Annotated in this window: 19 protein-coding genes; 12 read left to right on the top strand and 7 right to left on the bottom strand. The window is 64.2% G+C overall.

The window, feature by feature from the left end; genetic code table 11:
* Positions 1-10 precede the first annotated feature (10 nt).
* The 3 genes from GTP55_RS05305 to GTP55_RS05295 form a co-directional block, all read right to left on the bottom strand.
* Complete coding sequence (locus tag GTP55_RS05305) at positions 11-874, bottom strand: hypothetical protein (RefSeq protein ID WP_161043930.1); 864 nt, start codon at positions 872-874, stop codon at positions 11-13.
* 227 nt (positions 875-1101) lie between these two features.
* Positions 1102-1404 (bottom strand): putative quinol monooxygenase, encoded by a 303-nt coding sequence (locus GTP55_RS05300; RefSeq protein ID WP_161043929.1) that lies wholly within the window; start codon positions 1402-1404, stop codon positions 1102-1104.
* 2 nt (positions 1405-1406) lie between these two features.
* Positions 1407-2081 (bottom strand): type 1 glutamine amidotransferase domain-containing protein, encoded by a 675-nt coding sequence (locus tag GTP55_RS05295; protein WP_161043928.1) that lies wholly within the window; start codon positions 2079-2081, stop codon positions 1407-1409.
* A gap of 183 nt (positions 2082-2264) precedes the next feature.
* On the opposite strand from GTP55_RS05295, the gene GTP55_RS05290 reads away from it, so the two are divergent.
* The 3 genes from GTP55_RS05290 (at position 2265) to GTP55_RS05280 (ending at position 7526) form a co-directional block, all read left to right on the top strand.
* Positions 2265-3470, top strand: a complete 1206-nt coding sequence (locus GTP55_RS05290; RefSeq protein WP_161043927.1) for a GAF domain-containing sensor histidine kinase — start codon at positions 2265-2267, stop codon at positions 3468-3470.
* Positions 3471-3870: 400 nt separating this feature from the next.
* Positions 3871-6549, top strand: a complete 2679-nt coding sequence (gene mutS, locus GTP55_RS05285; protein WP_161043926.1) for a DNA mismatch repair protein MutS — start codon at positions 3871-3873, stop codon at positions 6547-6549.
* On the top strand, positions 6546-7526 hold the full coding sequence (locus GTP55_RS05280; protein ID WP_161043925.1) for a hypothetical protein: 981 nt from the start codon (positions 6546-6548) through the stop codon (positions 7524-7526). The genes mutS and GTP55_RS05280 overlap by 4 nt, the downstream gene beginning before the upstream one ends.
* 13 nt (positions 7527-7539) lie before the next feature.
* On the opposite strand, the gene GTP55_RS05275 is transcribed toward GTP55_RS05280, so the two are convergent.
* Positions 7540-8082 carry an FKBP-type peptidyl-prolyl cis-trans isomerase gene (locus tag GTP55_RS05275; RefSeq protein ID WP_161043924.1) on the bottom strand — a complete coding sequence of 181 codons (543 nt, stop codon included), beginning with the start codon at positions 8080-8082 and terminating at the stop codon, positions 7540-7542.
* Positions 8083-8210: 128 nt separating this feature from the next.
* Here GTP55_RS05275 and GTP55_RS05270 point away from each other — a divergent pair, with 128 nt between their 5' ends.
* The 9 genes from GTP55_RS05270 (at position 8211) to GTP55_RS05230 (ending at position 15935) form a co-directional block, all read left to right on the top strand.
* Positions 8211-9131: an AraC family transcriptional regulator gene (locus GTP55_RS05270; protein ID WP_161043923.1), complete on the top strand. Its 921-nt coding sequence runs from the start codon at positions 8211-8213 to the stop codon at positions 9129-9131.
* A 93-nt stretch (positions 9132-9224) separates the two neighbouring features.
* The gene (locus GTP55_RS05265) at positions 9225-9779 is read left to right on the top strand and encodes a carboxymuconolactone decarboxylase family protein (RefSeq protein ID WP_161043922.1); all 555 of its coding nucleotides are present in this window, start codon (positions 9225-9227) and stop codon (positions 9777-9779) included.
* Positions 9780-9781: 2 nt separating this feature from the next.
* Positions 9782-10852: an acyl-CoA dehydrogenase family protein gene (locus GTP55_RS05260; protein ID WP_161043921.1), complete on the top strand. Its 1071-nt coding sequence runs from the start codon at positions 9782-9784 to the stop codon at positions 10850-10852.
* Positions 10849-11724 carry an ABC transporter ATP-binding protein gene (locus tag GTP55_RS05255; RefSeq protein ID WP_161043920.1) on the top strand — a complete coding sequence of 292 codons (876 nt, stop codon included), beginning with the start codon at positions 10849-10851 and terminating at the stop codon, positions 11722-11724. Before GTP55_RS05260 ends, GTP55_RS05255 begins: the two co-directional genes overlap by 4 nt.
* Complete coding sequence (locus GTP55_RS05250) at positions 11721-12950, top strand: ABC transporter substrate-binding protein (protein ID WP_161043919.1); 1230 nt, start codon at positions 11721-11723, stop codon at positions 12948-12950. The genes GTP55_RS05255 and GTP55_RS05250 overlap by 4 nt, the downstream gene beginning before the upstream one ends.
* Entirely contained in the window at positions 12950-13705 is a 756-nt protein-coding gene (locus GTP55_RS05245) for an ABC transporter permease (RefSeq protein WP_202423568.1), read from the top strand. The genes GTP55_RS05250 and GTP55_RS05245 overlap by 1 nt, the downstream gene beginning before the upstream one ends.
* A gap of 104 nt (positions 13706-13809) precedes the next feature.
* The gene (locus tag GTP55_RS05240; RefSeq protein ID WP_161043918.1) at positions 13810-14931 is read left to right on the top strand and encodes a cupin domain-containing protein; all 1122 of its coding nucleotides are present in this window, start codon (positions 13810-13812) and stop codon (positions 14929-14931) included.
* 16 nt (positions 14932-14947) lie between these two features.
* Entirely contained in the window at positions 14948-15424 is a 477-nt protein-coding gene (locus tag GTP55_RS05235; RefSeq protein WP_161043917.1) for a DUF7931 domain-containing protein, read from the top strand.
* A gap of 274 nt (positions 15425-15698) precedes the next feature.
* Positions 15699-15935, top strand: coding sequence for a hypothetical protein (locus GTP55_RS05230; RefSeq protein WP_110844607.1), 237 nt, complete (start codon positions 15699-15701; stop codon positions 15933-15935).
* Positions 15936-16040: 105 nt separating this feature from the next.
* Here the strand turns inward: GTP55_RS05230 and bamC are convergent, their stop codons facing one another.
* The 3 genes from bamC to GTP55_RS05215 all read right to left on the bottom strand — a co-directional run bounded on the left by bamC (position 16041) and on the right by GTP55_RS05215 (position 18829).
* On the bottom strand, positions 16041-17240 hold the full coding sequence (gene bamC / locus GTP55_RS05225) for an NlpB/DapX family lipoprotein (RefSeq protein ID WP_202423566.1): 1200 nt from the start codon (positions 17238-17240) through the stop codon (positions 16041-16043).
* Positions 17241-17320: 80 nt separating this feature from the next.
* Positions 17321-18196 (bottom strand): 4-hydroxy-tetrahydrodipicolinate synthase, encoded by an 876-nt coding sequence (gene dapA, locus GTP55_RS05220; protein ID WP_161043916.1) that lies wholly within the window; start codon positions 18194-18196, stop codon positions 17321-17323.
* Positions 18197-18280: 84 nt separating this feature from the next.
* On the bottom strand, positions 18281-18829 hold the full coding sequence (locus GTP55_RS05215) for a class I SAM-dependent methyltransferase (RefSeq protein ID WP_161043915.1): 549 nt from the start codon (positions 18827-18829) through the stop codon (positions 18281-18283).
* Positions 18830-18871 lie beyond the last annotated feature (42 nt).

Genomic DNA, 18871 nt, shown 5'->3' with positions numbered 1-18871 from the left:
ATACAACAGATTACGCGCGTGACAGCCAGTGCGCCGCATTCACCACGTAACGGTGGATGTCGGCCAGCGCGGCCGGGTGGGTGTGCATGCCGTCGCCCGGCGCTTCGCTGACAAAGCCGGGGCAGCCCTGTTGCGCGTCCCAGTTGTAGTCGGCGAAATGGTGGAAGGTGCTTTCGGCAATCGCGCGACCACGGCCGCCCTCGCCTTCAAACGCCACGGCCAGGTTGAACATCTCGCCGCTGATCATGCTGCGGCCCTGGGCGATGACGCGCGCGTCCTGACCGGCCGGCGCGCTGACCGCGCCTTCATGCGGATGGGCCGGGAACCAGCGGATCGCGCCGGTTGGCGAGGCCGGATCGGCCAGCACCGGATGCAGCGGCGCGCAGATGGTCACCGGCTGGTAGTCGCCGTTGCGGCCGGAGTGATAATTCGGCCACAGAATCGCCGGCGTGCCGGTGTCGTCGTTGACGCGGCGGCGCGCATCCTGCTCCGGGTTGTGCGTATGGAAATGATGCGCGACGCCGATATCGGCCAGGCCGCATACCGACGATCCCAGGTCCATGTGATCGCGCGCCACCAGCACGCCGCCGCCGCGCTGGCGGAAGCGTTCGATGGCCCGGCATTCCTCGGGGTGGAGGCCGTTGCCGACATCCACCGCCAGCAGCCATAGCACGTCGATATCGCTGTGATCCAGACCGGCCAGCACCGGATCGGGCTGGCCGCTGACTGCGCGGTCGCGCGCCAGCACCTCGAACAGCGGCGCGCCGCCGGCATCGCGCTGGTCGCGCAGCAGTTGCGCCAGCAGGGAAAAGCGCTGGATCGACCAGTCTTCAACGGCCGTTTCAATGGTGGTCTGGATCAGGATTTTGCGCATGGGACGTAGTAAATAATCAGGTTTCCACAAAAGTGGCGATGTGCCGGAGACGGCACGCGCTAGCCGGAAGCGTACCAGTTCCGCAGCGCGAGTGCGATAGTGCAAGCGGCCCCCAAATGGAGGATAGGAACTGTGGCGTTTTTCGGCACCCGCGACGGCGCATCCGCCGCGCGCGTCAGCGGGTGATCCGGGCCGGCAGGACAGCAGCGCCGGCCCGGACCCTGCCGCTACCCGCGCGCCTGCAGCACCTCGACCTTGCGCTCGGCCAGCAGGGGCAGCACGCGGCCCACCACCAGCGCCTGGTAATGCGGCGACTGCTTGTGGTCCTCCAGCGCCTGCGCATCGCGGTAATGCTCCAGGATCAGGATGGTGCGCGGGGCGTCGGCGCTGTCGAACACCTGGTAGCCGAGGCAGCCCGGTTCCGCCAGCGACTGCGGACGGAGTTCGTCAATGACGGCCTTGACCTGCTCATACGCACCGTCGGCCGGCAGCCAGCGGGCCACGATGGTGATTGGGGTGGTGGCGTCCATGCTCATTCTCCTTTCATTGCTTCAACGATGGCTTCGGCCAGCGGGCCGGCCGAGGCCGGATTCTGGCCGGTGAACAGACGGCCATCGATCACCACTTTGGGCTGCCAGACGGCAGTTTCCACGTAGTCGGCGCCTTCGGCACGCAGCGCGTCTTCCAGCAGGAACGGCACGTCCGCCTGGGCGTAGCCAGCTTCCTCCGCGTTGGAGAATGAGGTCAACTTGCGGTTTTCAATCAGGCGGGTGCCGTCGGACAACGTCACGCCAAGGAAAGCCGCCGGGCCATGGCAGACGGCGGCGACGATCTTGCCGGCCTCCCAGGCCCGCGCCACCACCCGCTTGACCTCGGGATCGACAGCGATGTCCATCATCGGGCCCAGTCCGCCCGGGAAGAACACGGCGTCGTAGTCGAGCACATCGACTTCGGACAGTTTGCGGCTGCGGCCCATGCGGCGGATGGCGGCGCTGTCGCGGAAGGCCGCCTGGACCGGATCGCTGCCGTCGTAGCCGTCTTCCGGCGGCGTGCCGCCCAGCGGCGACGCGTACTCGATGGCGATGCCGGCCCGGTCGAAGACCTCGTAAGGATGGGCCACCTCGGCGAAGAAGTAGCCGGTCGGACGATGCTGAGGGCCGATTTCCGGGGTGTTGGTCAGGACAAACAGTACGTGTTTAACGCTCATGATGTTCTCCAAAAAGTGTGGTCAGGCAAAGTGCCCGGTTCAGAACTGCTCTGACGTCACTTTAGGGCGACATGACGCGCACAAGAAGGCGTGTTGTTATCCTATGACTGCCACTCACTGGCAGCGCCATTGACCGGCTGCGCGCACGGTTGAGATACCTAAACGGTGATACCATCTCACCCCATGACCTCCAGCTTACAGACAGATATCGCCTCCATTCAGAGCATTGGCTCGGTGCCGACCATCCTGAAGGCGGTGGCAGAACTGACCGGACTGGGCTTCGTCTGCGTCGCCCGCGTCACGCAGGATAGCTGGCACACGTGCGCCGTGCTGGACCAGCTGGAATTCGGCTTGAACGTCGGTGACAGCCTTGACGTCACCACCACCATCTGCGAAGAAGTCCGCGACAACAATGCCGCCGTCATCATCGACAACGTGCCGGAGAACGACCAATACCGTGATCACCACACGCCGCGCATGTATGGCTTCCAAAGCTATTTCTCGATTCCTTTGTATCGGCCCGATGGCGAATATTTCGGCACCCTGTGCGGCCTCGATCCCAAGCCGGCGGCGCTGACCACGCCGTCGATTCAGAACACCCTGATGCTGTTCGCCGAACTCATTTCGCGTCAATTGGTCAACGAAGTCCGCATCACTGCGTCCGAATCGGCGCTGAGCGATGCGCTGGAAACCTCGCAGCTGCGCGAGCAATTCATCGCCGTGCTGGGTCACGACCTGCGCACGCCGCTCGGCGCGTTGCTGAACGGCACCGAATTATTGGCCCACCATTCAACACCAGCAGCGGGCCCAGTGCTAAATCGCATGCGCCGCAGTATTGCCCGCATCGCCGGCCTGATCGACGATGTGCTGGACTTTACGCGCGGCCGCATGGGCGGCGGCATCTCGCTCAATATGCGTCACGAGAAAGCCCTGCATCTGACGCTGGCGCAGGTGGTGGAGGAACTGCGGGCGGCGCACCCGGACCGCTACATCAGCGCCGTGCTGCCGCCGGATATTGCGCTGCTGTGTGATGCGGCGCGCATGGGGCAGCTGCTGTCGAACTTGCTGAAAAATGCCCTCGTCCACGGCAGCCAGTCGGAGCCTGTGCACGTCAGGGTGGGCCAGGTCAACGGCATCTTTGAGCTCGCGGTGTCGAACCAGGGCAGCCCGATCAGCAAGGAAATCGTGGCGAAACTGTTCAAGCCGTTTTGGCGGGCACAGGGCCAAAGCCCGAGCGAGGGCCTGGGCCTGGGACTGTTTATCGTCGCCGAAATCGCCAAGTCGCACGGCGGCACGCTGGATGTGGTGTCGTCCGATACCACCACCTCGTTCATCTACCGTTACAAGACTGCGTCGTTTGTCGAGCGGCGCGTCCTGGCCCGGGAGTGAGGCGCCCCGTGGAGAATGCAGTGGCTCCAACATTGGGTCACGCATTACCAGCGGTTGACCTACACTGCAGCGCCGGCCAGGTGATACACACCCACTTGCTTTAGCAGCGGCCGTCGAAAGCCCCTAACCCTCAGGCGGAAAATGCTGCGATGATGGCGTTGATGGGCGAACTGGCAAACGATCCCGAATCGGTGGCGCAGCGCCTGGTGGAGGTTCGATGCCCACCTCACCAAGCCGGTGGGAGCTTGAGAAGCCCGCGGCTGCCGCATTTCCGGCTGGCTGACATGACGACGGCGCGATTTCACCAGTAGCGCGACCGAAAGCGGTAGAATGACGGGTTACGCACGGGAGCGATTTGCGCTCCCGCAACACCAGATTTATCGCATCGTCTAAAGAACCAATGACCACCGTCCCGAACGAAATCAACGCCGCCGCCGTCAAGAACAGTCCTACCGAAAAGCTCACGCCGATGATGCAGCAGTACATGGGCATCAAAAACCAGCATCCCGACATGCTGGTGTTTTATCGCATGGGCGATTTCTATGAACTGTTCCATGAAGACGCGGAAAAGGCGTCGCGCATTCTCGGCATTACGCTGACGGCGCGCGGCTCGTCGGGTGGCCAGCCGATCAAGATGTGCGGCGTGCCGTTCCACTCGCTGGAAGGCTATCTGGCCAAGCTGGTCAAGATCGGCGAGTCGTGCGCCATCTGCGAACAGATCGGCGATCCGGCCACCAGCAAAGGCCCGGTCGAGCGCAAGGTGATGCGCGTGGTTACGCCAGGCACGCTGACCGACGCCGACCTGCTGCCGGAAAAATCGGAACGTCCACTGCTGGCCCTGTGCATCATCAGCCAGCGCAAGGTGGCCACCGCCGGCCTGGCGTGGCTGTCGCTGGCCAGCGGCGCGCTGCGCCTGATGGAGTTCTCGGGCGACGCGCACACGGTCAACACCCGCATCCAGCAGGAGCTGGAACGCATCGCCCCGGCCGAGCTGCTGCGCGGCGATAACGGCGAGCTGTTTGAAGAGTACACCGCCTGCCACGTCAACCGCGTGCCCGAGTGGCACTTCGACGTCGTCAGCGGCCACAAGGCGCTGCTGGATCAACTGGCGGTAGCCACGCTGACCGGCTTCGGCGCCGATGGCCTGGGCGCGGCCTTCGGCGCGGCCGGCGCGCTGCTGCGTTACGCGCAGTCGACGCAAGGCCGCGGCCTGCAGCACGTGCGCACGCTGACCACCGAAACCGAAAATGAGTTCATCGGTCTCGATGCCGCCACCCGCCGCAACCTGGAGCTGACCGAAACCATCCGCGGCCAGGAATCGCCGACGCTGTTCTCGCTGCTGGACCACTGCCGCACGACGATGGGGTCGCGCCTGCTGCGCCACTGGCTGCACCACGCGCGCCGCGACCAGAATATGGCGCGTTCGCGTCACCAGGCCATCGCCGCGCTGGCGCAGGCCGACGCCACCGGTTCGCTGTCGCACACGCTGGCGCAGGTGCCGGACATTGAACGCATCACCACCCGCATCGCCCTGCTGTCGGCGCGTCCGCGTGACCTGGCCAGCCTGCGCGACGGCCTGGTGCAACTGCCGGCGCTGCGCCACGGCATGCAGCGCGCGCTGACCGATGCGCAAGGCCTGCTGGCCGCCATCCACGCCGACCTGGCCACGCCGGAATCCTGCCTCGATCTGCTGCGACGCGCGGTGATGCCGGAACCGGCGGTGATGGTGCGCGACGGCGGCGTGATCGCGCGCGGCTTCGACGCCGAGCTGGACGAACTGCGCGGCCTGTCGGAAAACGCCGGCCAATACCTGGTCGATCTGGAGACGCGCGAACGCGCGCGCACCGGCATCGCCAACCTGCGCGTGGAGTACAACAAGGTGCACGGCTTCTACATCGAAGTCACCAACGGCCAGGCCACCAAGGTGCCGGACGATTACCGTCGCCGCCAGACGCTGAAGAACTGCGAGCGTTACATCACGCCGGAGCTGAAGGCGTTTGAAGACAAGGCGCTGTCGGCGCAGGACCGCGCACTGGCGCGCGAGAAGATGCTGTACGACCAGCTGCTGGGCGACCTGGCGCCGTTCATCGGCGTGCTGCAAACCATCGCCCGCGCGCTGGCGCAGCTGGACACGCTGACCGCCCTCACCGACCACGCGCTGCGCCACAACTGGTGCGCGCCGGAGCTGGTGGCCACGCCGTGCATCAACATCAAGGAAGGCCGCCATCCGGTGGTGGAGAATCAGATCGAACGCTTCATCGCCAACGATTGCCGCTTCGTCGACGAACGCCGCCTGCTGCTGATTACCGGTCCTAACATGGGCGGTAAATCGACCTTCATGCGCCAGGTGGCGCTGATTACGCTGCTGGCCTACATGGGCAGCTACGTGCCGGCGCAAAGTGCCGTGATCGGCCCGATCGACCGCATCTTCACCCGCATCGGCGCCACCGACGATCTGGCCGGCGGCCGTTCGACCTTCATGGTGGAGATGACCGAAGCGGCCGCGATTCTGAACGGCGCCACCGAAAACTCGCTGGTGCTGATGGACGAAATCGGCCGCGGCACCTCGACCTTCGACGGCCTGGCGCTGGCGTGGGCGATTGCGCGCCATCTGATCGAAACCAGCCGCAGCTTCTCGCTGTTCGCCACTCACTACTTCGAACTGACGCAGCTGCCGGACAGCCATCCCACCGCCAGCAATGTGCACCTGTCGGCGGTGGAACACAAGGACACCATCGTGTTCCTGCACGCGGTGCAGGATGGCCCGGCCTCGCAGAGCTACGGTTTGCAGGTGGCGCAACTGGCTGGCGTGCCGCAGCCGGTGATCAAGGCCGCGCGCAAGCATCTGGCGCGACTGGAAGCACAGGCGCTGGACGCCACGCCGCAGCTGGATTTGTTTGCCGCGCCGTCGGTCGATGCCAATGATGAAGAAGTCGATGCGCCGGCCGCCGCCGCCAGCCCGGCGATGCGCGAACTGCTCGACGCGCTGTACGATCTGGACCCGGACGCGTTGACGCCGCGCGAAGCGCTGGAGCGCCTGTACCAGCTGAAGCGCCTGACGGAGTCGGCGCAAGCATGACGCCGCGCATGCGCCGCCGCACGCTGCCAACCGCCTTGATGGTGCTGGCGGTGATGGCGGCGCATGTAACTCACGCCGCGCCGGCATCGCCGCCGGTAGCGCCGCGCAACTTCGAATTCGGCGTCATCGGCCATCCGCTGCAACACGGCCGCGACGAAGCGGCGCTGAAGCGCGCCATTGCCGAAGCGGCGCAAGCCAATCCGGCCTTCGTGGTCGCCACCGGCATCAAGTCCATTACCGAGCCATGCAGCGACAAGCTGTACGCCCAGCGCCGCGAGCTGCTGAATGAATCGTCTGTGCCGATGGTCGTGTCGCTGGCTGGCAGCGACTGGAGCGCGTGCCTCAATTCGGCCGGCCGCTCCAACGCGATCGAACGCCTGAACCGCCTGCGCGAAGTGTTTTACGTCGATGCCGAATCGCTCGGCGCGCGCCGCCTGCAGGTAACCCGCTTGTCGGCCACCGCCAAGTTCCGCAGCTATGCGGAGAACGCGCACTGGGAATACGGCAAGGTGCTATTCGCCACCATCAACCTTCCGGCCAATAACAACCACTATCGTCCGGAAGCGGGCCGCAACAGCGAGTTCGAAGATCGCCTGGTGGCCAACCGCGCGTGGCTGCATCGGCTGTTCACGCTGGCCGAACGCGAAAAGATGCATGGCCTGGTGCTGTTCTCGGATGGCGATGCCGGCGTCACGGCGGAAGAAGGTTTCTCGCTGCTGTCCAGTTTCAGGACCAAACAGGATGGCTTCGCCGAAGCGCGCAAACAGATTCGCGGCATGGCGGAAAAATACAAGGGGACGGTATTGCTGATTGATGCCCAGCCGGTAGCGCCGGGGGCGCATCCCGAACCGGCCATCCAGTGGCGCGGCAACGTCGGGCATGTGACCATGACCTCGGACTGGGCCGAAGTGCATGTGACGCCGGGCGCCGCCGCCCTGTTCTCCATCAAGGGCGGCAGCGCCGCGGCAAGCGACTAAGCGCTACAACCGATTAGTGAATCGGGTGGATGGCGACGTGGTCGCCCTCTTCGCCTTCGTCGTCCTCGTCACCGTGGTGGTGGCCGTGGGCGCCGTGCACGTGACCGTGGGCGATTTCTTCGTCGGTGGCTTCGCGCACGTCAGCGACGTTCAGCGAGAAACGCAGCGCCATGCCGGCCAGCGGGTGATTGCCGTCCAGGACCACTTTGTCGTCAGCGATATCGGTCACGGTGAAGATCATGGCCTCATCGTCGCCTTCGCCGTCCGGCATGCCTTCAAACTGCATGCCCACTTCCAGCGGTTCCGGCAGGCGGTTGCGCGCCTCGACCTTGACCAGCGCTGCGTCGTAATCGCCGAACGCATCTTCCGGTTCGATCTGGATAATCGACGAGTAGCCGACTTCCTTGCCATCCAGCTCTTCTTCGATCTTCGGCAGGGTGTTCTCGTAGCCACCGTGCAGGTAGACCATAGGCTGACGGCCGTCTTCGATCAGATTGTCCTGGGCATCGGACAGTTTGTAATTCACAGTCACGACTGTATTCTTGGCAATCTTCATGTTATGCATCCTTTCTATAATTAGCCCCAGATTATACCTTGGATCGGCGCCGGGCCGCTTTGCCACGCTGGCCGCATAAGGATATGCCGAATCCGTTCTGGCCGCAGCACGCCACACGTTTTACAATCATGGCCATGCAAGCCGCCACCTCCGACAAACTCGCCCAATGGCTGTTGAACAGCATCGAGCTGGACGCCGCCGCGCTGCACGTGGGCCGCTATTGCGGCCCATGGCGCGCCTCCACGGCCGGCAAGGCGCTGGCCAGTTTCCACCTGGTGCTGGAGGGCGACTGCTATCTGCACATCGACGGCCAGCCGCCCGTGCACCTGCAGGCGCGCGATGGGGTGTTCCTGATGAGCGACGTGCCGCACTTTCTCAGCCCTTCGGCCGATCCGGCCATCCCGCTACAGCGCCCCGCCATGCGGCCGCTGGGCGGGGCGGCGGAGCCGGACAGCGCGGGCCTGGCCTGCGGCTTCTTCCGCTTCAGCGGCGCTTTGAGTCCGCTGGTGGTGGCGTCGTTCCCCGCTTACCTGGTATGCCGCAGCGGCGACGCTGCGCTGGGCCGCACCGCCGCGCTGTTCGACATGATCCTGGCCGAAACCGGCGGCGATCCGGACAAGCCATCGCCGCTGATTGCGCGGCTGGTGGAGCTGCTGTTCTTCTATTTGATCCGCCACGCCAGCCAGCGCGAGGCGCTGGGCGCCGGGCTGCTGGCGTTGGCACAGCGCGGCGAGTTCATGGCGTTACTGGACCAGATGCTGCAAAGTCCAGGCGAAGACTGGTCAATCGCGCGCATGGCGGCGGCCGCGCACATGTCGCGGGCGGCCTTCTGCAAGCACTTCACCGGCGCCGGCGGCGTCACGCCGGCGCAGTTCCTGCTGCACCTGCGCATGCGGCTGGCCACCCAGCGGCTGAACGCCGGCGACTCGGTCGAGCAGGCAGCCAGCCACGTCGGCTACCAATCGCATGCCGCATTCACGCGCGCCTTCAAACGCATCGTCGGCGAGCAGCCCGGCGCCTACCGCCGCCAACTGCGCGCCGCCGCATAAAAAGACGTTTGAACACAAAACCGCGACTTTTGGACATGGTGTCAAATCCGTGGCGCGCTGATAATATGTCGTCAATGTTTATGAAAGCCCACCATGTCCCGTCTGACCCTGCACACCCTCGACACCGCGCCTGAAGACAGCCGCCAGTTCGTCGAAAAAGCCATCGCCAACAACGGCTACCTGCCTAACCTGATCGGCGTGCTGGCCAACGCGCCGGTGGCGCTGGAAACCTACCTGACCGTTTCCGGCATCAACGCGCGCGCCAGCCTGTCGCTGGCCGAACGCGAAGTGGTGCAGATCACCGCCGCGCGCATTCACGGCTGCGACTTCTGCGTCGCCGGCCATACCGCCATCTGGCTGAAGAAAGCCGGCCAATCCGCCGAAGCGGTGCGCGCGCTGCACGAGGGTGCGCCGACCGGCGACGCAAAACTGGACGCCGTCGCCGCGTTTGCGACCGCCGTCATCGCACGCCGTGGCGCCGTCGCCGACGCCGACCTGCAAGCCTTCCTGGCGGCCGGCTACAACCAGCAGCAGGCGCTGGAAGTGGTGCTGGGCATCAGCCTGGCGACGCTGTGCAACTTCGCCAACAGCCTGGCCGGCACGCCGGTCAATCCGCAGTTGCAGCCTTACCTGCCCGGCGCGGTGTAAGCATGGCGACCCTGCACGATTGGCTGACGCAGAACGCCGACACGCTCGATCAATCGGAATCGCTCAGCGATGACGTCATGCCGGCGCTGGCCGCGCATGGCAGCTTCCGCGCCGGCGTGCCGCTGGCGCTCGGCGGTGAGCCGGGCGAATATGGCGATGTGCGCGACGCCATCCTCGGCATCGCCGACGTGGCACGCTGCTCGGTGACGGCGGCCTTTGTGTATTGGGGCCAGCGCAGCTTTATCGAGTATCTGCTGCAAAGTTCCAACACGGCGCTGCGCGACCGCTTGCTGCCAGCGCTGCTGGATGGTTCGCTGGCCGGCGCCACCGGTTTGTCCAATGCGATGAAATTCTTGTCTGGCATGGAGCCGTTATCGGTGCAGGGTACGGCCGATGGCGATGGCTGGCGCTTGAACGGCAAGCTGGCATGGATTACTAATCTGCGGCCGCAGCGTTTTGTCGCGGCGGCGGCCGTGGCGCCGGCTGACGGTTCGACGCCGCTGGTGGCGATGTTCGCCAGCGGTGACGATGGCGTGCAGCGCAGCGATAATCTGCAACTGATCGCCATGCGCGGCAGTCACACGGCTGCGGTGCGGCTGGAGAATGTGGCGGCGCCGGCCGACTACGTCATCGCAACGCAGGCGCCGGAGTGGCTGGCGCGCGTGCGGCCGGCCTTCCTCGGCATGCAGTGCGGGATGTCGATCGGCCTCGCTGCGGCATCGCTGGACAAGGCGTCGCAGGTAGCGGCAGCCGCGCGCGGCCAGCTAGGTGAGCAGATCGCCGCCGCGCAGCAGGCATTGGCTGCGCTGACCGCGCAACTGCTGGACGGCGTGGCCGATGGCCGCTTCGTCACCGCTGCGCCGTCGATGTTCAAGCTGCGCATCGCGCTGGCGGAACTGGTGCAGCAGGCGCTCACGCTGGAATTGCAAGCCAAGGGCGGTCACGCCTATCTGGTGCAGGAGGAAGACGGGTTTGCGCGCCGCTGGCGCGAATCGGCGTTCATCCCGGTGATCACGCCGAGCATCACACAACTGCAGGCAGCGCTGGCCAAGCACGCGGCGGCGACGCAATGAGCCGCGACGGCGAGCGAGCGACCAGCGGCGCAGCACAGGCCGGCGAGCCAAGCGGCGGCGTGCGCACGACACGCGACGCGGCGGCAGACGGCTGGGCGCTGCGCGCCGACGGCCTGACATTTGCCTACGCCGGTGGCAAGCCTACGTTTAAAGACATCTCGCTCGGCGTGCGGCCGCGCGAGATTGTGGCGCTGCTGGGCGGCAGCGGCTGCGGCAAATCCACGCTGCTGCGCGTGCTGGCCGGTTTGCAGCCGCCCAGCACCGGTAGCGTGCAGTTCCTCGACGCGCCGCTGACCGAGCCGAGTCCACGCAGCGCGCTGGTATTCCAGCAGGCCAGCCTGCTGCCCTGGTTAAACGTCACCTCCAACGTCGGCTTTGGCCTGGACTTTGCGCGCCAGCCGACGATCGCCGCCGCGGAGCACACACAGCGCGTGCAGGACGCCATTGACGCCGTCGGCCTGTCCGGCAGCGAGAAACGCTATCCGGCCGCGCTGTCCGGCGGCATGGCGCAGCGCGTGGCACTGGCCCGGGCACTGGCGCGCCAGCCGGAACTGCTGTTCGCCGACGAACCCTTCTCCGCGCTGGACGCCATCACCCGCGCCGAAATGCAAACCCTGCTGGTCGACGTGGTCCACCGCTGGCACACCGCCGTGCTGCTGGTCACCCACGACATCGACGAAGCGATCCTGGTCGCCGACCGCATCGTGCTGATGGGCGGCCGTCCCGGCGCCATCGTCCGCGAATGGACGGTCGACCTGCCCCGCCCGCGCTTTGCCGACGGCGCCGCCGTCGCCGCGCTGCGGCTCGACATCCTGGCCGCGCTGCAAGGCCAACGCACCACCGCTACCACTACGACAGAAAGCACCATATGACCCAAGCACCTCACATCTGCGTATCCTCCGACTGCGACTGCGGCATGACCCGCCGCGACTTCCTGCGCGTGTCCGCACTGGGCACCGCCAGCGTCGCCGCGCCGCTGCTGTTCGCCGGCGACGCCATGGCCCAGCAAGGTCCGAAAGGCGACGACCAGCCGGTCAAGATCGGCTACCTGCCGATCACCGACGCCACGCCGCTGCTGGTGGCGCACGGCCGCAAACTGTTTGAAGCAGAAGGCCTGCAAGCGGAAACGCCACGCCTGTTCCGCAGCTGGGCGCAAATCATCGAGGCCTTCGTCTCCGGCCAGGTCAACGTGATTCACCTGCTGTCGCCGGCCACCATGTCGGTGCGTTACGGCGCCAGGTTCCCGGCCAAGGTGGTGGCGTGGAACCACATCAACGGCTCGGCACTGACGGTCGCCAAGGACATCAACAAGGTCACCGACCTCGGTGGCAAGACAGTGGCGATTCCGTTCTGGTACTCGATCCACAACGTGCTGCTGCAGGAGATCCTGGCCAAGAACGGTCTGTCGGTAGTGAGCAAGGGCCGCGACGGCAGCATCGGGCCGAAGGAAGTCAACCTGATTGTGCTGGCGCCGGCCGAGATGGTGTCGGCGCTGGCCAGCAAGTCGATCGCCGGCTTCATTGTCGCCGAACCCTTCAACGCGCTGGCCGAAACCGCCGGCGTCGGCAAGGTGCTGCGTTTCTCCGGCGACGTGTGGAAGAACCACGCCTGCTGCGTCACCTTCCTGTCGGAGCGCGACATCACTACCCGTCCCGAATGGGCGCAGCGCGTCACCAACGCCATCGTCAAGGCGCAGCTGTGGACGCGCTCCAACCAGCTCGACACCGCGCGTCTGCTGTCCAACGGCGACAGCCACAAATACACGCCGCACGCGCTGCAAGTGCTGTCCAAGGTGCTGACAGTGACCGATTATGCCGACTATGAAAAGAGCGGCATCATCGTCCACAAGGACTGGAACCAGCGCCGCATCGACTTCCAGCCTTACCCGTTTGCCTCGTACACCGAGCACATGGTGCGCGCCTTGCAGAAGGTCCGCCTGGAAGGCGACACCGGCTTCCTGCAAAAACTCGATCCCGCCTTTGTGGCCAGGGATCTGGTGGACGACCGCTTCGTGCGCAAGGCGATTACCGCCGTCGGCGGCCCGCAAGCCTTTGGCCTGCCGGCCAACCTGATGCGCACTGAAGCGCTGGCCATCTGATGCTGCTGAAACGACTGGGCCTGCCGCTGCTGGGCTTTGCGGTGGCGCTGGTGCTGTGGCAGGCCGGCGTGACGGCGCTGGAGAAGGATACGCCGATCGCCGCCGCCTTCGCGCCGCAGCAGGCCGCGCTGGCGCTGGCGCAGATGCTGCAAGGGCCGGAGATCTGGCACGATATCGGTTTGAGTCTTCGGCGCGTTGGGTATGGCTTGCTGGCGGCGGTGCTGATCGGCGTGCCGCTGGGTGTCCTGGTAGGCAGTTCGAAGCGCTTCGCGGCGGCTGCCATGCCGCTGTTTCAGCTGCTGCGCATGGTGTCGCCGCTGTCGTGGATGCCGCTGGCGGTGATGACCCTGGGCGTGGGCGACGCGCCGGTGTACTTCCTGCTGGCGTTTGCGGCGGTGTGGCCGATTTTGCTCAACACCGCCAGCGGCGTGGCGCGGCTCGATCCCAACTGGCTTCTGCTGGCGCGCAGTCTGTCGGCCACGCGCAGCGAGACGGTGTTCAAGGTGGTGCTGCCGGGGATTACGGCCGACATCCTGACCGGGGTACGGCTGGCGATCGGCATCATCTGGATTGTGCTGGTGCCGGCGGAGATGCTGGGCGTGTCGGCGGGGCTGGGCTACTTCATCCTCGATGCGCGCGACCGGCTGGCGTATAACGAATTGATGGCGGCGATTGTATTGATCGGCATTCTCGGTTTCGCGCTCGACTGGCTGGCCCGCGCCGCCCATGCAAGGTGGCTGCACACAGGCCGCTGAACGTCATTCCCGCGCAGGCGGGAATCCATAAGCCGCTTGCCGGTCTGCTCAGCATGGGTCCCTGCTTCCGCGGGAACGACGTGGGGCGAGGTTATAATCGCGGTATGAAAAAATTACCTCTCCTCGGCGACATCACGCCAGCCCAGTTCCTGCGCGACTACTGGCATAAAAAGCCACTGCTGATCCGCAATGCCATCCCAGGCTTCAAGCCGCTGCTGAGCTTTGACGCCCTGACCAAACTGGCGTCCACCAACCACGCCGAATCGCGCCTCGTCACCGGCTTTAACGGCGAATGGGCCATGCAGCACGGCCCGCTGGAAACCCTGCCGCCGCGCGACCAGCGCGAATGGACCATGCTGGTCCAGGGCGTCAACCTGTTCGACGCCAAGGCCGACGCACTGCTGCGCCAGTTCCGCTTCCTGCCCGACGCCCGCCTCGACGACCTGATGGTCAGCTTCGCCACCGACGGCGGCGGCGTCGGTCCGCATTTCGACTCCTACGACGTGTTCCTGCTGCAGGCCCAAGGCCAGCGCCGCTGGAGCATCGGCCCGCAGAAAGACCTGTCGCTGATCGACGGCCTGCCGCTGAAAATCCTGGCCAACTTCACGCCGGATGAAGAATTCGTCCTGAACCCGGGCGACATGCTATACCTGCCGCCGCATTACGCGCACGACGGCATCGCCATCGGCGACTGCCAGACTTATTCGATCGGCTTCCGCTCGCCGTCGTACCAGGAGCTGGGCGAGAACTTCCTGCAATTCATGGCCGATTCGATCGACCTGCCGGGCCGCTATGCCGACCCGGATCTGGAAGCCACCAGCAAGCCGGCCGAGATCCCGCGCCAGATGCTGGCCGCGCTGACCGAAGAACTGAACAAGGTCCGCTTTACCGAGGAAGACATCGCCATCTTCTTCGGCGAATACATGTCCGAGCCGAAGCACAATGTGTTCTTCACCGGCCCGGCCAAGCCGCTCACCGTCGGCAAGTTCGGCGAGGCGGTCGCCAAGAAAGGCCTGGTCCTGTCGCGCAAGACGCAGATGCTGTATCGCGGTAAAAACGTCTTCATCAACGGCGAATCGTTCGGCGTCGGCAAGCAGGACAAGGCCACGCTGGAACTGCTGGCCAACAACCGCCGGCTGGAAGGCGCGGAGTTTGCCGCCGCCTCGGACGACGTGCTGGAAGCGCTCTACACCTGGTACCAGGACGGCTGGGTCGAGTTAGGTTAATTACGGAGACGGCAAGATGGACAGACAGGTCATTCCCTTCACTACGCGGGCGGAATTTCAGCAGCACCTGGCCACTTGCCTCTCGGGCGCCCGGCACACGCTACAGATGTTCGATCCGGACTACAGCATCTGGCAGCTGGGCAGCAGCGCCACCGAGGCCGAGCTGCGGCGTTTCCTGCACGCCGGCGGCAAGTTGCAACTGGTGGCGCACGACGGCCGCCTGATCGAGCGTGAGGCGCCGCGTTTCCTGCGCCTGCTGAAGGACTACGGCCACCTGATCGAATTGCGCCGCACCAGCCCCCAATTGCGCCAATTAACCGACTCGTTCTGCATCGCCGACCAGCGCGATATGGTGCGCCGTTTTCATGCCGATCATTTCCGCGGGGAAGCCTCATTTAACGCGCCGCAAGACCTGCAAACCAGCCTGGAACGTTTCCTTACAATTTGGATAGAATCTACCCCCGCTTTGGTAGCAAACTTCGCTGGATTATGAGCGGCTTAGGAGTAAAATACTGCCAACACGGTAGTTAGCGTGGCAATTAGGTCCAAAACGAAATGTTGCGATATCGCAAAATAGTTATGCGTTAGGTCTATTGAACTATTGCGATGCACTAAAAATCGCTATAATATTCGGCTAGGAAGTTTCCGTTGTCTAGTAGGCACCTTTCAGGTACGAAAGCCTTCGAAGACGACCTAATTGAGCGATAATTACCGGTAATTATTAATCGCAACACTGTGTTTAATTTTGAATTAACTAAGGAAAATCCATGAAAAAATCCCTGCTGATCGCTTCCCTGCTGGCCGTTGTTGCTCTGACCGCTTGCTCGAAAAAAGAAGAAACCACCACCGTTACCCCAGCTCCAGTAGCTGCTCCAGAAGCCGCTGCACCAGCACCAGCTCCAGCACCAGCTCCAGCTGACGCTGCTGCTCCAGCTGCTGCTGCTCCTGCTGCTTCGGACGCTGCTGCTGCTCCAGCCGCTGCTGCTCCAGCTGCTTCGAAGTAATATCAGCTTGAGTAAAAAAACCGGCTTCGGCCGGTTTTTTTTCGTTCCGCGTTTTATAAATAAAACCGGAGCATAAAAAAGCCGGCTTGCGCCGGCTGGTTTTTATTACTTCAACTGTTCATGTAGCAGCGTCACGATCTTTTCGCCGACTGGACTGGTTTCCGGCTGGCCCGAATTGTTCAGCACCTTAACGATGCTGGTATTGCCTTCGCTGGCCTTGACCGAAATACGGTAGCGTTGCGCTTCTTTATCCGCCTCATCCGACGAACCCCAGCTAAACAGCTTGCTGAAGAAACCTTTGGTTTCGGTCGCATCGTTGATATAACGCACGAAGTAAACGCCCTGGGTACGGTCGCGGTCTTCCACGGTGAAGCCGGCACGGTCCAGCGCCAGGCCGACGCGGCGCCAGGCGCGGTCGAAGCCCTCGTCTACCTGCACCGCACGGTCGGCGCCTGCACCCACCAGCGACGCGTGCTGAGGCTGCACGATTGCGCCTTCCACTGCCGTCTTGGCCGACGCCAGCTGTTCGCCGCCGTTGCCCAGCTTGTTCATCATGCGCGCCAGGAATTCGGCTTCCAGACCGGGGTCGTTCGGACGCGGCATCCACTTGGTGGTTTCCTTGTCGGAACCGGTGGCGACTTCCTGCACGCCGCGATGGCTGATGTAAATCTCGCTGGAACCGTCGGCGCGGCGCTCGATGCGGGTGCGGAACTTGTCGCGCTCGCCGCTCGAATACACCGAGTCAAACACCTTGCCGATGGTATTGCGGATGAAATCCTGCGGAATCTTGGCGCGGTTTTCGTTCCATTCGGTTTCCATGATGCCCGAGGCCGGCAGCTCTTCCGACAGGGTGAAGCCCGAATCTTCCCAGAACTGTTTCAGCTGCGGCCACAGTTGCTCCGGCGTCTGCTTGACGATCAGCCAACGCTGGTTGCCGTCGCGCTCCACCTTGATGTCATTCAGGCTGACCTGCGCCACGGTGCCGGCGGCCGGCTGGCCCGGCACGATCACGGCGCCCTGGTTCAGCGCGCCCGATTGCGCCGCTTTCGAGGCGTTGTAGCCGGAAGCGGTGGCCACGCCATTGCTCGAATCCGGCAGCGAATAGCGGTTATCTTTTTGCAACTGGGTCAGATCCGGCGGCACGTCCAGCGTACTGGCTTTCTTGGCGGACTTGTAGTCCACCTTGTCGTTGCCCACCACCGAGCTGATCATGCCGCAGCCGCTCAGGCTGGTCACGGTGGCTACCACGGCGCCCACTACCAGCGCGCGCTGCGAGGAAATAAAAGCTGTCTTGCGAATAGTCATGTCGTTACTGTTTTAAGAAGCTGAGGTGCAGCAAAATATGATCCGACCAGGTCGGGGCTCGTTGCTCGTTGCTACGGGTTTTACAGAATGCCGGCTTCGCGCAGGGCGTCGCGAACGGACGCATGATAACCGTCCGCCAGCGGTACCAGCGGCAGGCGGATGCCGGCAGGCATCTTGCCCATTTCGGCCAGCGCCCATTTCACTGGGACCGGATTCGGCTCAATGAACAGTTTCTGGTGCAGCGGGAAGACTTTATTGTTCAGCTCCAGCGCCTTGGCGACGTCGCCGGCGATGGCGGCGCGGCACATATCGGCCATCGCGCGCGGCGCCACATTGGCGGTCACCGAGATATTGCCGGCGCCACCGGCCAGCATCAGGGCCATGGCGGTCGGATCGTCGCCCGAGTAGACAGCGAACGATTTCGGCGCCAGGCGCAGCAGGTCGTAGCCACGGCCGATGTTGCCGGTCGCGTCTTTCACCCCGACGATGTTCGGGATGGCGGCCAGGCGCAGAATGGTGTCGTTGCTCATGTCGGCCACGGTGCGGCCCGGCACGTTGTACAGGATCACGGGCAGGTCCACCGCTTCGGCGATGGCCTTGAAGTGCTGGTACATGCCTTCCTGGGTAGGACGGTTGTAGTACGGCACCACTTGCAGCGTGGCGTCGGCACCGGCTTCCTTGGCGTAACGGGTCAGCTTGATCGCTTCGGCGGTCGAGTTGGCGCCGGCGCCGGCGATGATCGGGATGCGGCCCTTGGCGTGGGCAACCGTCGCCTTGATCAGCGCGCAATGCTCTTCCACGCTAACGGTAGCCGATTCACCGGTGGTGCCGGCGATGACGATGCTGTCCGTACCTTCGGCGATGTGCCAGTCGATCAGCTTGTTCAAACCCTCAAAGTCCAGACTGCCGTCTGCGTGCATCGGGGTGACGATTGCTACGATGCTGCCCTTAATCATAGGAAACCACTGCTAAAAGTATTAAAACAACGATTGTAGTCGATAGGTCGGGCCTGTGGTGCATTCGGCGGGACAAATCAACGCTCAAAATGGCGGTAAGAGCGCCGCTTCGCGGGGAAAATCCGGCTTGACGGCGCAGAGTCGTTGCACCATGGCAGCTTTTGGGCTGTCGATGACGCCGTCTTCAAAGGCCACCACCCGCAATCCGTGGGCGGCGGCTAGCGCGAGCAACTCACCCGGCTGCAATAAAAACGCCGGATTCGACGGCTTGCCGAACTGCGCATTGCCATCGGCGAAGGTTTCATAGATCAGCACGCCATTCGGGGCCAGGCTGCCCAGCATATCGGCAATTAGCGGGCGATGCAGGTAGTTTGTGACCACGATGCCGGCAAATCGCTGCGGACCGAAAGGCCAGACGGCGCCCTCTTCCTCCAGATCGATGGCGCTGGTGGTAATGCCGGGGCCGCAGGTGGCCGCCAGCGCCGCCGGGTCGCGGTCGACCGCCACCACTTCGTGACCCAGCGCCGCCAGATGGCGCGAGTGGCGGCCACTGCCGCATGCCAGGTCCAGCACGGCGCCGCCCGGGACCAGGGGGGCATAACGCTGCACCCAGGGCGAGATTTGATCGCTCATTTGACTCATTTGACTCATTTGACTCATTTGATTTTACTTGCT

Origin of the sequence: Duganella margarita (genome assembly GCF_009857535.1) — a bacterium.
GTDB lineage: Bacteria > Pseudomonadota > Gammaproteobacteria > Burkholderiales > Burkholderiaceae_D > Rugamonas > Rugamonas margarita.
Note: the sequence above shows the minus strand (reverse complement) of the source record. Positions and strands in the feature narration are given on the sequence as shown.

What these genes read in the sequence shown, in the direction of transcription:
- GTP55_RS05240 (WP_161043918.1), top strand. Translation starts at nt 13,810, where the DNA reads ATGAAAAAATTACCTCTCCTCGGCGACATCACGCCAGCCCAGTTCCTG.
- GTP55_RS05250 (WP_161043919.1), top strand. Translation starts at nt 11,721, where the DNA reads ATGACCCAAGCACCTCACATCTGCGTATCCTCCGACTGCGACTGCGGC.
- GTP55_RS05260 (WP_161043921.1), top strand. Translation starts at nt 9,782, where the DNA reads ATGGCGACCCTGCACGATTGGCTGACGCAGAACGCCGACACGCTCGAT.
- GTP55_RS05265 (WP_161043922.1), top strand. Translation starts at nt 9,225, where the DNA reads ATGTCCCGTCTGACCCTGCACACCCTCGACACCGCGCCTGAAGACAGC.
- mutS (WP_161043926.1), top strand. Translation starts at nt 3,871, where the DNA reads ATGACCACCGTCCCGAACGAAATCAACGCCGCCGCCGTCAAGAACAGT.
- GTP55_RS05255 (WP_161043920.1), top strand. Translation starts at nt 10,849, where the DNA reads ATGAGCCGCGACGGCGAGCGAGCGACCAGCGGCGCAGCACAGGCCGGC.
- GTP55_RS05300 (WP_161043929.1), bottom strand. Translation starts at nt 1,404, where the DNA reads ATGGACGCCACCACCCCAATCACCATCGTGGCCCGCTGGCTGCCGGCC.
- bamC (WP_202423566.1), bottom strand. Translation starts at nt 17,240, where the DNA reads ATGACTATTCGCAAGACAGCTTTTATTTCCTCGCAGCGCGCGCTGGTA.
- GTP55_RS05280 (WP_161043925.1), top strand. Translation starts at nt 6,546, where the DNA reads ATGACGCCGCGCATGCGCCGCCGCACGCTGCCAACCGCCTTGATGGTG.
- GTP55_RS05290 (WP_161043927.1), top strand. Translation starts at nt 2,265, where the DNA reads ATGACCTCCAGCTTACAGACAGATATCGCCTCCATTCAGAGCATTGGC.
- GTP55_RS05295 (WP_161043928.1), bottom strand. Translation starts at nt 2,081, where the DNA reads ATGAGCGTTAAACACGTACTGTTTGTCCTGACCAACACCCCGGAAATC.
- GTP55_RS05235 (WP_161043917.1), top strand. Translation starts at nt 14,948, where the DNA reads ATGGACAGACAGGTCATTCCCTTCACTACGCGGGCGGAATTTCAGCAG.
- GTP55_RS05230 (WP_110844607.1), top strand. Translation starts at nt 15,699, where the DNA reads ATGAAAAAATCCCTGCTGATCGCTTCCCTGCTGGCCGTTGTTGCTCTG.
- dapA (WP_161043916.1), bottom strand. Translation starts at nt 18,196, where the DNA reads ATGATTAAGGGCAGCATCGTAGCAATCGTCACCCCGATGCACGCAGAC.
- GTP55_RS05245 (WP_202423568.1), top strand. Translation starts at nt 12,950, where the DNA reads ATGCTGCTGAAACGACTGGGCCTGCCGCTGCTGGGCTTTGCGGTGGCG.
- GTP55_RS05215 (WP_161043915.1), bottom strand. Translation starts at nt 18,829, where the DNA reads ATGAGCGATCAAATCTCGCCCTGGGTGCAGCGTTATGCCCCCCTGGTC.
- GTP55_RS05305 (WP_161043930.1), bottom strand. Translation starts at nt 874, where the DNA reads ATGCGCAAAATCCTGATCCAGACCACCATTGAAACGGCCGTTGAAGAC.
- GTP55_RS05275 (WP_161043924.1), bottom strand. Translation starts at nt 8,082, where the DNA reads ATGAAGATTGCCAAGAATACAGTCGTGACTGTGAATTACAAACTGTCC.
- GTP55_RS05270 (WP_161043923.1), top strand. Translation starts at nt 8,211, where the DNA reads ATGGCCATGCAAGCCGCCACCTCCGACAAACTCGCCCAATGGCTGTTG.